The sequence below is a fragment of the Pseudomonas putida group bacterium ESBL64 genome (genome assembly GCF_045277175.1).
GTDB classification, from domain to species: domain Bacteria; phylum Pseudomonadota; class Gammaproteobacteria; order Pseudomonadales; family Pseudomonadaceae; genus Aquipseudomonas; species Aquipseudomonas alloputida.
Genome location: NZ_CP145799.1, coordinates 3,380,269 through 3,392,059, shown reverse-complemented (window position 1 = coordinate 3,392,059; position 11,791 = coordinate 3,380,269). Strand labels below are relative to the sequence as shown.

The 11,791-nt window shown below is 55.9% G+C and carries 20 protein-coding genes; all 20 read left to right on the top strand.

Annotation, left to right across the window (positions count from 1 at the left end):
- Nucleotides 1–99: 99 nt before the first annotated feature.
- The 20 genes from rpsL to rpsH all read left to right on the top strand — a co-directional run bounded on the left by rpsL (nucleotide 100) and on the right by rpsH (nucleotide 11,787).
- A complete protein-coding gene (gene rpsL / locus V6093_RS15550; RefSeq protein ID WP_003255492.1) occupies nucleotides 100–471 on the top strand; it encodes a 30S ribosomal protein S12 in 372 nt (123 codons plus the stop codon).
- 106 nt (nucleotides 472–577) lie between these two features.
- Entirely contained in the window at nucleotides 578–1,048 is a 471-nt protein-coding gene (rpsG, locus tag V6093_RS15545) for a 30S ribosomal protein S7 (protein WP_003246741.1), read from the top strand.
- A gap of 30 nt (nucleotides 1,049–1,078) precedes the next feature.
- The gene (fusA, locus tag V6093_RS15540; protein ID WP_003255490.1) at nucleotides 1,079–3,226 is read left to right on the top strand and encodes an elongation factor G; all 2,148 of its coding nucleotides are present in this window, start codon (nucleotides 1,079–1,081) and stop codon (nucleotides 3,224–3,226) included.
- A gap of 27 nt (nucleotides 3,227–3,253) precedes the next feature.
- Nucleotides 3,254–4,447, top strand: a complete 1,194-nt coding sequence (gene tuf / locus V6093_RS15535; RefSeq protein WP_003255489.1) for an elongation factor Tu — start codon at nucleotides 3,254–3,256, stop codon at nucleotides 4,445–4,447.
- A 142-nt stretch (nucleotides 4,448–4,589) separates the two neighbouring features.
- Nucleotides 4,590–4,901 carry a 30S ribosomal protein S10 gene (gene rpsJ / locus V6093_RS15530; RefSeq protein WP_003186070.1) on the top strand — a complete coding sequence of 104 codons (312 nt, stop codon included), beginning with the start codon at nucleotides 4,590–4,592 and terminating at the stop codon, nucleotides 4,899–4,901.
- An 80-nt stretch (nucleotides 4,902–4,981) separates the two neighbouring features.
- The gene (rplC, locus tag V6093_RS15525; RefSeq protein WP_003255486.1) at nucleotides 4,982–5,617 is read left to right on the top strand and encodes a 50S ribosomal protein L3; all 636 of its coding nucleotides are present in this window, start codon (nucleotides 4,982–4,984) and stop codon (nucleotides 5,615–5,617) included.
- A 12-nt stretch (nucleotides 5,618–5,629) separates the two neighbouring features.
- Complete coding sequence (gene rplD / locus V6093_RS15520) at nucleotides 5,630–6,232, top strand: 50S ribosomal protein L4 (RefSeq protein ID WP_003255485.1); 603 nt, start codon at nucleotides 5,630–5,632, stop codon at nucleotides 6,230–6,232.
- Entirely contained in the window at nucleotides 6,229–6,528 is a 300-nt protein-coding gene (gene rplW, locus V6093_RS15515) for a 50S ribosomal protein L23 (protein ID WP_003255484.1), read from the top strand. The genes rplD and rplW overlap by 4 nt, the downstream gene beginning before the upstream one ends.
- Before the next feature lie 14 nt (nucleotides 6,529–6,542).
- Nucleotides 6,543–7,367 carry a 50S ribosomal protein L2 gene (gene rplB / locus V6093_RS15510; protein WP_003255483.1) on the top strand — a complete coding sequence of 275 codons (825 nt, stop codon included), beginning with the start codon at nucleotides 6,543–6,545 and terminating at the stop codon, nucleotides 7,365–7,367.
- 16 nt (nucleotides 7,368–7,383) lie between these two features.
- Nucleotides 7,384–7,659, top strand: a complete 276-nt coding sequence (rpsS, locus tag V6093_RS15505) for a 30S ribosomal protein S19 (protein WP_003255482.1) — start codon at nucleotides 7,384–7,386, stop codon at nucleotides 7,657–7,659.
- Between the two features lie 11 nt (nucleotides 7,660–7,670).
- Nucleotides 7,671–8,003: a 50S ribosomal protein L22 gene (rplV, locus tag V6093_RS15500; RefSeq protein ID WP_003103908.1), complete on the top strand. Its 333-nt coding sequence runs from the start codon at nucleotides 7,671–7,673 to the stop codon at nucleotides 8,001–8,003.
- 13 nt (nucleotides 8,004–8,016) lie between these two features.
- A complete protein-coding gene (gene rpsC / locus V6093_RS15495) occupies nucleotides 8,017–8,703 on the top strand; it encodes a 30S ribosomal protein S3 (RefSeq protein ID WP_003255481.1) in 687 nt (228 codons plus the stop codon).
- 12 nt (nucleotides 8,704–8,715) lie between these two features.
- A complete protein-coding gene (gene rplP, locus V6093_RS15490) occupies nucleotides 8,716–9,129 on the top strand; it encodes a 50S ribosomal protein L16 (protein WP_003255479.1) in 414 nt (137 codons plus the stop codon).
- Nucleotides 9,129–9,320, top strand: coding sequence for a 50S ribosomal protein L29 (rpmC, locus tag V6093_RS15485; protein WP_002555481.1), 192 nt, complete (start codon nucleotides 9,129–9,131; stop codon nucleotides 9,318–9,320). Before rplP ends, rpmC begins: the two co-directional genes overlap by 1 nt.
- A 2-nt stretch (nucleotides 9,321–9,322) precedes the next feature.
- Nucleotides 9,323–9,589, top strand: a complete 267-nt coding sequence (rpsQ, locus tag V6093_RS15480; protein ID WP_003255478.1) for a 30S ribosomal protein S17 — start codon at nucleotides 9,323–9,325, stop codon at nucleotides 9,587–9,589.
- Between the two features lie 23 nt (nucleotides 9,590–9,612).
- Complete coding sequence (gene rplN / locus V6093_RS15475; protein WP_002555479.1) at nucleotides 9,613–9,981, top strand: 50S ribosomal protein L14; 369 nt, start codon at nucleotides 9,613–9,615, stop codon at nucleotides 9,979–9,981.
- An 11-nt stretch (nucleotides 9,982–9,992) separates the two neighbouring features.
- Nucleotides 9,993–10,307, top strand: a complete 315-nt coding sequence (rplX, locus tag V6093_RS15470) for a 50S ribosomal protein L24 (protein ID WP_003255476.1) — start codon at nucleotides 9,993–9,995, stop codon at nucleotides 10,305–10,307.
- A gap of 20 nt (nucleotides 10,308–10,327) precedes the next feature.
- Nucleotides 10,328–10,867, top strand: a complete 540-nt coding sequence (gene rplE / locus V6093_RS15465; RefSeq protein WP_003255474.1) for a 50S ribosomal protein L5 — start codon at nucleotides 10,328–10,330, stop codon at nucleotides 10,865–10,867.
- 13 nt (nucleotides 10,868–10,880) lie between these two features.
- Nucleotides 10,881–11,186, top strand: a complete 306-nt coding sequence (rpsN, locus tag V6093_RS15460) for a 30S ribosomal protein S14 (protein WP_003255472.1) — start codon at nucleotides 10,881–10,883, stop codon at nucleotides 11,184–11,186.
- A 208-nt stretch (nucleotides 11,187–11,394) separates the two neighbouring features.
- On the top strand, nucleotides 11,395–11,787 hold the full coding sequence (rpsH, locus tag V6093_RS15455) for a 30S ribosomal protein S8 (RefSeq protein WP_003255471.1): 393 nt from the start codon (nucleotides 11,395–11,397) through the stop codon (nucleotides 11,785–11,787).
- Nucleotides 11,788–11,791: the final 4 nt, after the last annotated feature.

Sequence of the window (11,791 nt, the reverse complement as noted above, 5' to 3'; positions counted from 1 at the left end):
TAGACTTTTGTACCCTTAAATTTGGTGAGGCTCCGTCTCGCCAATTTTTGGCTTTCTTGCAAGACAATAGAGTCGCAAGACAATCAGTGGAGCTAGTAGATGGCAACTATCAACCAGCTGGTACGTCAGCCGCGTAAGCGTTCGGTCGAGAAGTCCGACGTTCCTGCGCTGCAGAACTGCCCGCAGCGTCGTGGCGTGTGCACCCGTGTGTACACCACCACGCCGAAAAAACCTAACTCGGCACTGCGTAAAGTATGCCGTGTGCGTCTGACCAACGGTTTCGAGGTTTCCTCGTACATCGGTGGTGAAGGCCACAACCTGCAAGAGCACAGCGTCGTCCTGATTCGTGGCGGCCGTGTAAAAGACTTGCCAGGTGTTCGTTACCACACCGTTCGCGGCTCTCTGGATACTTCGGGCGTTAAAGGCCGTAACCAGGGTCGTTCGAAGTACGGTACCAAGCGTCCGAAGTAATCGGTCGTTTGCAGACATCCATTTTTTTGAGTCGATAAGAGTAAGGTCGGGCGTGGGTCGAATGACCTGGTCCCGGGCTAACCTGAAGACCGTTTGAGGGCTTATCATGCCAAGACGTCGTGTAGCAGCAAAACGTGAGATCCTTGACGATCCGAAGTACGGATCCCAGATCCTCGCGAAGTTCATGAACCACGTGATGGAAAGCGGCAAGAAGGCCGTAGCCGAGCGCATCGTTTACGGTGCCCTGGATACCGTCAAAGCACGCAAGAACAGCGACCCCCTGGAAATCTTCGAGAAAGCTCTCGACGCCATCGCTCCGCTGGTCGAAGTAAAGTCCCGTCGTGTCGGCGGTGCCACTTACCAGGTTCCGGTTGAAGTTCGTCCATCCCGTCGTAACGCTCTGGCAATGCGCTGGCTCGTAGACTACGCCCGCAAGCGCGGCGAGAAGTCGATGGCTCTGCGTCTGGCCGGCGAGCTGCTGGATGCTGCCGAAGGCAAGGGTGCTGCAGTCAAGAAGCGTGAAGACGTTCACCGTATGGCTGAAGCCAACAAAGCGTTCTCGCACTACCGCTTCTAATTCAAGCATCAATCTTTTTGCGAGGGCTTTATGGCTCGTACTACAGCAATTAACCGCTACCGTAACATTGGTATCTGTGCCCACGTTGACGCGGGCAAGACCACCACTACCGAGCGGATCCTGTTCTACACAGGTCTGAGCCACAAAATGGGCGAGGTGCATGACGGCGCCGCGACCACCGACTGGATGGTGCAGGAGCAGGAGCGGGGTATCACCATTACCTCCGCTGCCGTTACCACCTTCTGGAAGGGTTCCCGTGGTCAGTATGACAACTACCGCGTAAACGTCATCGATACCCCTGGCCACGTTGACTTCACCATTGAAGTAGAGCGTTCGCTGCGTGTACTCGACGGCGCGGTCGTTGTGTTCTGTGGCACCTCCGGCGTTGAGCCGCAGTCCGAAACCGTATGGCGTCAGGCCAACAAGTACGGCGTTCCGCGTGTTGTTTACGTGAACAAGATGGACCGTGCTGGTGCAAACTTCCTGCGCGTCGTAGGTCAGATCAAGAACCGTCTGGGTCACACTCCGGTTCCTGTTCAGCTGGCCATCGGTTCGGAAGATAACTTCCAGGGTCAGGTTGACCTGATCAAGATGAAGGCTATCTACTGGAACGACGACGACAAGGGTACTACCTACCGCGAGGAAGAAATTCCTGCGGATATGGTCGAGCTGGCTAACGAATGGCGCAACAACATGGTTGAAGCCGCCGCCGAAGCCACCGAAGAGCTGATGAACAAGTACCTTGAAGAAGGTGAGCTGTCCGTCGAAGAGATCAAGGCAGGCCTGCGCGCGCGCACCCTGGCCAGCGAGATCGTTCCGGCTGTCTGCGGTTCGTCGTTCAAGAACAAGGGTGTTCCCCTGGTTCTCGATGCCGTTATCGACTTCCTGCCAGCTCCGACCGAGATCCCTGCGATCAAGGGTATCCACCCTGACCTGATCGACGTGCCTAAGGACGAAGTCAAGCCAGAGCAGTTCGACGAGCGTCATGCTGACGACGACGAGCCGTTCTCGGCCCTGGCCTTCAAGATTGCCACCGACCCGTTCGTTGGTACTCTGACCTTCGTTCGCGTTTACTCGGGCTTCCTGACCTCCGGTGACTCCGTCATCAACTCGGTCAAAGGCAAGAAAGAGCGCGTTGGTCGTATGGTCCAGATGCACGCCAACCAGCGTGAAGAGATCAAAGAAGTACGTGCAGGCGACATCGCTGCTCTGATCGGCATGAAGGACGTCACCACTGGTGATACCCTGTGCAACGCCGACAAGCCGATCATCCTTGAGCGTATGGACTTCCCTGAGCCTGTGATTTCGCTCTCTGTAGAGCCGAAAACCAAGCAGGACCAGGAGAAGATGGGTATCGCACTGGGCAAGCTGGCTCAGGAAGACCCATCGTTCCGCGTCAAGACCGATGAAGAAACCGGTCAGACCATCATCTCCGGTATGGGTGAGCTGCACCTGGATATCCTCGTTGACCGCATGAAGCGCGAATTCAACGTCGAAGCCAACATCGGCAAGCCGCAGGTTTCGTACCGCGAGAAGATCACCAAATCCAACGTCGAGATCGAAGGCAAGTTCGTTCGTCAGTCGGGTGGTCGTGGTCAGTTCGGTCACTGCTGGGTTCGCTTCTCCGAGCCGGACGTGGACGACAAGGGCAACATCACTGAAGGTCTGGTGTTCTCCAACGAAGTCGTTGGTGGTGTGATTCCTAAGGAATACATCCCTGCGATCCAGAAGGGTATCGAAGAGCAGATGAAAAACGGAGTTGTTGCCGGTTATCCTCTGATCGGCCTGAAGGCCGCGGTATTCGACGGTTCGTACCACGACGTCGACTCCAACGAAATGGCGTTCAAAATCGCTGCTTCGATGGCGACCAAGCAACTGGCCCAGAAGGGCGGTGGCGTGGTTCTCGAGCCGATCATGAAAGTCGAAGTTGTAACCCCGGAAGACTACCTGGGTGACGTGATGGGTGACCTGAACCGTCGTCGTGGTCTGGTCCAGGGTATGGATGAGTCGGTCTCTGGCCGTGTCGTCCGTGCTGAAGTACCGCTCGGAGAAATGTTCGGTTACGCAACCGACGTTCGTTCCATGTCTCAGGGTCGCGCAAGCTACTCCATGGAATTCTCCAAATACGCCGAAGCTCCGTCGAACATCGTCGAAGCACTCGTTAAAAAACAAGGCTAATCCCCTTTAGGCAAGAGGTTCACTGTCGTGGCTAAAGAAAAATTTGATCGTTCCCTTCCCCACGTTAACGTCGGCACCATCGGCCACGTTGACCACGGTAAGACCACTCTGACCGCAGCTCTGACTCGCGTTTGCTCCGAAGTTTTCGGTTCGGCAATCGTTGAGTTCGACAAGATCGACTCGGCTCCGGAAGAAAAAGCGCGCGGTATCACCATCAACACCGCTCACGTTGAGTACAACTCGACCATTCGTCACTACGCTCACGTTGACTGCCCAGGTCACGCTGACTACGTGAAGAACATGATCACCGGTGCTGCCCAGATGGACGGCGCGATCCTGGTTTGCTCGGCCGCCGATGGTCCGATGCCACAAACCCGTGAGCACATCCTGCTGTCCCGTCAGGTAGGCGTTCCGTACATCGTGGTCTTCCTGAACAAGGCTGACCTGGTAGACGACGCTGAACTGCTGGAACTGGTCGAGATGGAAGTTCGCGACCTGCTGTCCACCTATGACTTCCCAGGCGACGACACCCCGATCATCATCGGTTCGGCTCGTATGGCGCTGGAAGGCAAAGACGACAACGAAATGGGCACTACCGCTGTTAAGAAGCTGGTAGAAACTCTGGACAGCTACATTCCTGAGCCAGTTCGTGCCATCGACCAGCCGTTCCTGATGCCGATCGAAGACGTATTCTCGATCTCGGGTCGTGGTACCGTTGTTACCGGTCGTATCGAGCGTGGTATCGTCCGCGTTCAGGATCCGCTGGAAATCGTTGGTCTGCGTGACACCACCACCACCACCTGCACCGGTGTTGAGATGTTCCGCAAGCTGCTGGACGAAGGTCGTGCTGGCGAGAACTGCGGCGTTCTGCTGCGTGGCACCAAGCGTGACGACGTTGAGCGTGGTCAGGTTCTGGTCAAGCCAGGTTCGGTCAAGCCGCACACCAAGTTCACCGCAGAAGTCTACGTCCTGTCGAAGGAAGAAGGCGGCCGTCACACTCCGTTCTTCAAAGGCTACCGTCCACAGTTCTACTTCCGTACCACTGACGTGACCGGTAACTGCGAACTGCCGGAAGGCGTTGAAATGGTAATGCCAGGTGACAACATTCAGATGACTGTTACCCTGATCAAGACCATCGCAATGGAAGACGGTCTGCGCTTCGCTATCCGTGAAGGCGGTCGTACCGTCGGCGCCGGCGTTGTGGCCAAAATCATCGAGTAATCACTCGACCGATTGAAAAAAACCCCCGCTCAGCGGGGGTTTTTTTTATTGGGTTGACACTAATTGGGGGCGTCTATAGAATCACGCCTCCTTTTAGCGGGCGTAGTGCGTCCGTTGGGAACAGCCTGGAGTCTGAAATCCAATGCAAAATCAGCAAATCCGTATCAGGTTGAAGGCTTTCGACCATCGCCTGATCGACCAATCCACCCAGGAAATCGTGGAAACCGCGAAACGTACTGGTGCACAAGTGCGTGGTCCAATTCCACTGCCTACCCGCAAAGAGCGTTTCACCGTTCTGGTCTCCCCGCACGTCAACAAAGACGCGCGTGACCAGTACGAGATTCGCACTCATAAGCGTGTTCTGGACATCGTCCAGCCAACGGATAAAACCGTTGACGCGCTGATGAAGCTTGATCTGGCGGCAGGTGTGGAAGTACAGATCAGCCTCGGCTAAGACTTCGGTCTAGTCGTGTAACGCTCTGAAATGGGCGGCCATAGCGGGTGAAAGCCCCGTACACTCATGAGGTTTACAACATGACTATTGGTGTAATCGGTCGCAAGTGCGGTATGACCCGCATTTTCACCGAAGAAGGTGTCTCCATTCCGGTCACGGTCATTGAGATCGAGCCGAATCGCGTCACCCAGTTCAAAACTGAAGAAACCGATGGCTACCGTGCAGTGCAAGTCACTGTCGGCGAGCGTCGTGCTTCGCGTGTGACTGCCGCTCAGGCAGGCCACTTCGCCAAGGCCAACGTTGCCGCTGGTCGCGGTGTTTGGGAGTTCCGTCTTGAAGAAGGCGATTTCCAGGCTGGCGATCTGATCAAAGCTGAACTCTTCACTGCAGGCCAGCTGGTTGACGTTACTGGTCAGTCCAAAGGTAAAGGCTTCGCCGGTACCATCAAGCGCTGGAACTTCCGTGGTCAGGACAACACCCACGGTAACTCCGTGTCGCACCGTGTTCCTGGTTCCATCGGCCAGTGCCAGACTCCTGGTCGTGTGTTCAAGGGCAAGAAAATGTCCGGTCACATGGGCGCCGAGCGCGTGACTGTTCAGTCCCTGGAAGTAGTTCGCGTAGACGCTGAACGCAACCTGCTGCTGATCAAGGGTGCCGTACCTGGCGCTACTGGCGGCGACGTGGTTGTACGTCCAGCTGTCAAGGCTCGCGGTTAAGGGGAAACTGACATGCAACTTAATGTAAATGACGCTCAGGCGATCGAAGTTTCCGAACTGACTTTCGGTGGCGAATTCAACGAGACGCTGGTTCACCAAGCAGTCGTGGCCTACATGGCTGGCGGCCGTCAGGGTACCAAGCAGCAGAAGACCCGTTCCGACGTGGCTGGTGGCGGTAAGCGCCCATGGCGTCAGAAGGGTACTGGCCGTGCTCGTGCTGGTACCACTCGTGGTCCGATCTGGCGTGGCGGTGGTGTAACCTTCGCAGCTCGCCCTCAAGATCACTCGCAAAAGCTCAACAAGAAGATGTATCGCGCAGCTCTGCGCTCCATCCTCGCTGAGCTGGTGCGTAGCGACCGTCTGGTCGTGGTTCAGGACTTCGCTGTTGAAGCACCGAAAACCAAAGATCTGCTGAACAAGCTGAACGGCATGGGTCTGAGCGACGTATTGATCGTTTCCGACGCTGTTGATCAGAACCTGTACCTGGCTGCTCGTAACCTGCCGCACGTCGATGTACGTGACGTACAAGGTTCCGACCCGGTCAGTCTGATCGCATACGAGAAAGTGTTGATCACTGTCTCGGCCGTGAAGAAATTCGAGGAGCTGCTGGGATGAACCAGGAACGCGTATTCAAAGTCCTCCTTGGCCCGCACGTTTCCGAGAAGGCTACCGTTCTGGCTGAGAAAAAAGGCCAGTTCGTATTCAAGGTTGCTACTGATGCAACCAAGCTGGAAATCAAGAAAGCTGTCGAAGGCCTGTTCAACGTAAAAGTTGAAAACGTGTCGACTGTTAACGTTCTGGGTAAAACCAAGCGTACCGCACGTGGTCTGGGCAAGCGTAATGACTGGAAGAAGGCGATCGTCTCCCTTCAGCCAGGCCAAGATCTCGATTTCAGCAGCAGTGCTGAGTAAGGAAGGGGTGCATCATGGCAATCGTTAAATGCAAACCGACTTCCCCTGGCCGCCGTTTCGTGGTCAAGGTGGTCAACAAGGAGCTGCACAAAGGCGCTCCTCACGCACCGCTGATCGAGAAAAAATCGAAGTCTGGTGGTCGTAACAACAATGGCCGCATTACCACTCGTCACGTTGGTGGTGGTCACAAGCAGCATTACCGTCTGGTCGACTTCCGTCGCAACGACAAAGATGGCATTCCAGCCACTGTCGAGCGTATCGAATACGATCCAAACCGTACTGCTCACATCGCCCTGCTGTGCTACGCAGACGGTGAGCGTCGCTACATCATCGCGCCTAAAGGCGTGAGCGCTGGCGACCAGCTGATCGCAGGTGCCCTGGCCCCAATCAAGGCCGGTAACTCCCTGCAGCTGCGCAACATTCCAGTAGGTAGCACCATTCACGGCATCGAACTGAAGCCGGGTAAAGGTGCTCAGATCGCTCGTTCCGCTGGTGCTTCGGCTCAGCTGATCGCTCGCGAAGGTGTCTACGTGACCCTGCGTCTGCGCTCTGGTGAAATGCGTAAAGTCCTGGCTGAGTGCCGTGCGACCCTGGGCGAAGTCTCGAACTCCGAGCACAGCCTGCGTTCGCTGGGTAAAGCTGGTGCCAAACGCTGGCGCGGCGTTCGCCCAACCGTTCGTGGTGTTGCCATGAACCCGGTTGACCACCCACACGGTGGTGGTGAAGGTCGTACCTCCGGTGGTCGTCATCCGGTATCGCCATGGGGCTTCCCAACCAAGGGTGCTAAAACCCGTGGTAATAAGCGTACCGACAACATGATCGTCCGTCGTCGCAAGTAACTAGAGGGATACGACAGTGCCACGTTCTCTGAAAAAAGGTCCTTTTATCGATCTTCACCTGTTGAAGAAGGTCGAAGTGGCGGTGGAGAAGAACGATCGCAAGCCAGTTAAAACCTGGTCGCGCCGTTCGATGATCCTGCCACAAATGGTCGGTCTGACCATCGCGGTTCACAACGGTCGCCAGCATGTTCCAGTTCTCGTGAACGAAGACATGGTCGGCCACAAACTGGGCGAGTTCGCCGGTACCCGCACCTATCGCGGGCACGTGGCTGACAAGAAAGCCAAGCGTTAAGGGGTAAGGAAATGGAAGTAGCCGCTAAGTTGTCGGGCGCTCGCATCTCCGCCCAGAAAGCCCGCTTGGTCGCCGACCAGATCCGCGGGAAGAAGGTGGGCGAAGCGCTCAACCTGTTGGCCTTCAGCAGCAAAAAAGCCGCTGAAATCATGAAGAAAGTCCTCGAGTCGGCCGTAGCCAACGCCGAACACAACGAAGGCGCAGACGTTGATGACCTGAAGGTCTCCACCGTCTTCGTCAACGAAGGGCGTTCGCTGAAGCGCATCATGCCACGTGCCAAAGGCCGTGCTGATCGCATCGTCAAGCGGTCTTGCCATATCACTGTCAAGGTTGCGGACAAGTAACGGAGTCGATCAGATGGGTCAGAAAGTACATCCCACTGGCATTCGCCTGGGAATCGTCAAGGAGCACACCTCCGTCTGGTACGCAGACGGTGCTACTTACGCAGATTACCTGTTGAAGGATCTGAAAACGCGTGAGTACCTCCAAGACAAACTAAAAAGCGCGTCCGTAAGCCGTATCGATATTCATCGTCCGGCTCAAACTGCACGCATCACCATCCACACCGCTCGTCCCGGTATCGTTATCGGTAAGAAAGGTGAAGATGTCGAGAAGCTGCGTCAGGACCTGACCAAGCAGATGGGTGTGCCTGTGCACATCAACATCGAAGAGATCCGCAAGCCGGAACTCGACGCTATGCTGGTTGCGCAGAGCGTAGCTCAGCAGCTGGAACGCCGTGTAATGTTCCGTCGCGCCATGAAGCGCGCGGTACAGAACGCCATGCGTATTGGTGCCAAGGGCATCAAGATCCAGGTGAGCGGTCGTCTCGGCGGTGCTGAGATTGCTCGTACCGAGTGGTATCGCGAAGGTCGTGTGCCTCTGCACACCCTGCGTGCCGATATCGACTACAACACCTACGAAGCTCACACCACTTATGGTGTGATCGGTGTGAAGGTTTGGATCTTCAAAGGCGAAGTTATTGGTGGTCGCCAAGAAGAACTGAAACCACAAGCACCAGCGCCTCGTAAAAAAGCTGCTAAGTAAGGGGTACGCCAAATGTTGCAACCAAAGCGTACAAAATTCCGCAAGCAGATGACTGGCCACAACCGTGGTCTGGCACTGCGCGGTAGCAAAGTCAGCTTCGGCGAATTCGCCCTGAAAGCTGTTGCTCGCGGTCGCCTCACCGCTCGCCAGATCGAGTCCGCACGTCGTGCGCTGACCCGTCACGTTAAGCGTGGCGGTAAGATCTGGATCCGTGTGTTCCCGGACAAGCCGATCTCCAAAAAACCTCTTGAGGTTCGTATGGGTAAAGGTAAGGGCTCCGTGGAATACTGGGTTGCCCAGATTCAGCCAGGCAAAGTCCTGTACGAGATCGAGGGTGTTTCTGAAGAGCTGGCGCGCGAAGCTTTCGCCCTGGCTGCTGCAAAGCTGCCTCTCGCCACCTCCTTTGTTAAGCGGACGGTGATGTGATGAAAGCGAATGAACTTCGTGAAAAATCGGCACAGCAACTGAACGAGCAACTGCTCGGCTTGCTGCGCGACCAGTTCAATCTGCGTATGCAGAAAGCAACTGGCCAGTTGGGGCAGTCGCACCTGCTCTCGCAAGTTAAGCGTGACATCGCTCGCGTGAAAACTGTGCTCAACCAGCAGGCAGGTAAGTGATCATGGCTGAAGCTGAAAAAACCGTCCGTACGCTGACTGGCCGTGTCGTCAGCGACAAAATGGACAAGACCATCACCGTTCTGATCGAGCGTCGCGTAAAGCACCCGATCTACGGTAAATACGTTAAGCGTTCGACTAAGCTGCACGCGCACGACGAAGCCAACCAGTGCAAGATCGGCGACAAGGTTTCCATCCGTGAAACCCGTCCGCTGGCCAAGACCAAGTCCTGGGCACTGGTTGAAGTCCTCGAACGCGCTGTTGAAGTCTAAGGGCTAGGGGTCGGAGAAATTTTATGATTCAGACTCAATCCATGCTCGATGTGGCCGATAACAGCGGCGCTCGTCGCGTCATGTGCATCAAGGTACTCGGCGGTTCGCACCGCCGTTACGCCGGTATCGGTGACATCATCAAAGTAACCGTCAAGGAAGCAATTCCGCGCGGTAAGGTCAAAAAAGGCCAGGTGATGACCGCTGTCGTCGTACGTACCCGTCATGGTGTTCGTCGCGCTGACGGTTCCATCATTCGTTTCGACGGCAACGCTGCTGTTCTGCTGAACAACAAGCAAGAGCCGATCGGCACTCGCATCTTCGGGCCAGTGACCCGTGAACTTCGTACTGAGAAGTTCATGAAGATCGTCTCGCTCGCCCCTGAAGTGCTGTAAGGAGATCCGACATGCAAAAGATTCGTCGTGACGACGAGATCATCGTGATCGCCGGCAAAGACAAAGGTAAGCGCGGTAAGGTGCTGAAGGTTCTGGCTGATGACCGTCTGGTTATCGGTGGCGTGAACCTGGTCAAGCGTCATACCAAGCCTAACCCGATGGCGGGCGTACAGGGCGGTATCGTCGAGAAAGAAGCGCCTCTGCACGCTTCCAACGTTGCCATCTTCAACGGTGAAACCAACAAGGCTGACCGCGTTGGTTTCAAAGTAGAAGACGGTAAAAAAATTCGTGTCTTCAAGTCGACCCAAAAAGCGGTTGATGCTTGAACACTGCTAGGTAGAAGACCATGGCACGACTGAAAGAGATTTACCGGAACGAAATCGCTCCTAAGCTTAAGGAAGAACTTAAGCTGTCGAACGTGATGGAAGTTCCGCGCGTTACCAAGATCACCCTGAACATGGGTCTGGGCGAAGCGATCGGCGACAAGAAAGTCATCGAGCACGCTGTTGCCGACCTGGAAAAGATCACCGGTCAAAAGCCGGTCGTGACTTTCGCTCGCAAATCCATCGCTGGCTTCAAAGTCCGCGAAGGCTGGCCGATCGGCGTCAAGGTGACCCTGCGTAGCGACAAGATGTACGAATTCCTGGACCGCCTGCTGGCGATCTCCCTGCCTCGGGTTCGCGACTTCCGCGGCCTGAATGCCAAGTCCTTCGATGGTCGTGGCAACTACAGCATGGGCGTGAAAGAGCAGATCATCTTCCCGGAAATCGACTACGACAAGATCGATGCTCTGCGCGGTTTGGACATCACCCTGACCACCACTGCTCGTTCGGACGACGAAGGCCGCGCTCTGCTGCGTGCTTTCAAGTTCCCGTTCCGCAACTGATTGGAGTAGGAAAATGGCCAAGAAGAGCATGAAAAACCGCGAGCTGAAGCGTCAGCTCACGGTAGCAAAGTTCGCTAAGAAGCGTGCTGAGCTGAAAGCGACCATCGTCAACCTGAACGCCTCTCCAGAAGAGCGTTTCGCTGCCGTTGTCGCTCTGCAGAAGCAGCCACGCGACGCTAGCGCCTCGCGCCTGCGCAACCGTTGCCGCCTGACCGGTCGTCCTCACGGTGTATACCGTAAGTTCGGCCTGGGCCGTAACATGCTGCGTCAAGCTGCAATGCGCGGTGACGTACCAGGCCTGGTCAAGGCCTCCTGGTAATCGCTGCAGGCAAGGCACGGGTGGAAGGGGAGCAATCTTCCGACCGCCGGTGACCTTGCCAACAAACAAGCCCCTATATGGGGCTTGTTTCGTTTCTGCCTTGTGTCTAGAATGACCGGCTCACCTGAGCCTGGGTTTTTGCCCAAACCGTTCGGGTGGTTGTCATAGCCGCAAGGCTAATAATTCTTGTATCAGGAGCATCTAGCCCATGAGTATGCAGGACCCGTTAGCGGACATGCTAACTCGCATCCGTAATGCCCAGATGGCTGAAAAGTCCGTCGTAAGCATGCCTTCCTCTACCCTGAAGGTCGCGGTTGCCAAAGTTCTGAAGGACGAAGGTTACATCGCTGGCTACCAGGTAACTGGTGAGGCCAAGCCTTCCCTGTCGATCGAACTGAAGTACTTCGAAGGCCGTCCGGTCATCGAGGAACTGAAGCGCTCCAGCCGTCCAGGCCTGCGCCAGTACAAGGCCGTCACCGATCTGCCGAAAGTACGTGGCGGTCTGGGCGTGTCTATCGTCTCCACCAACAAAGGTGTGATGACTGATCGCGCTGCGCGCGCTGCCGGTGTCGGCGGCGAAGTTCTGTGCACAGTGTTCTAAGGGG